This is a genomic window from Acinetobacter endophylla (assembly GCF_053543775.1).
The window spans coordinates 1-389 of record NZ_JBLVOM010000165.1 but is presented as its reverse complement, the minus strand read 5'-3'; the positions used below and the strand labels follow the sequence as shown (position 1 = coordinate 389).

At 36.0% G+C, this 389-nt stretch carries 1 pseudogene; it reads left to right on the top strand.

Annotation, left to right across the window (positions count from 1 at the left end):
- Positions 1-240: pseudogene (locus tag ACNPNW_RS06170) on the top strand (hypothetical protein); the annotation flags it as partial.
- Positions 241-389 lie beyond the last annotated feature (149 nt).

The following is a 389-nucleotide window of genomic DNA, read 5'->3' as shown; positions in this document are numbered from 1 at the left end:
TTTGACTTGAAACGTGGAATCAGTGAGCCGTATGAATCGCATGCACAGCTCAAGAGGAAGATCATTCAAATCTCAGAACAAATTATTTTATTGGCGGATAGCAGTAAATTTCAGAAAAAATCGTTAATCAAGTTAATCGGACTAGATGATGTAGATCTGATGGTTACCGATTCCAAGATATCGAATTACTTTTTAGATGAGGCTGTAAAGAATAATATCGAAGTGATAGTAACGGACTAAATATTACAGTTCATCGTAGATTTCTCTACAATCTGAAGACACCTTGTTAGGTGTCTTTTTTGCATTATGAAATGGATTTTGTCCGAGTGATCCGTTGCATCATTAATCTCGACCATGGACTCATCTTTCGGGTTCTAGTCATATATCTT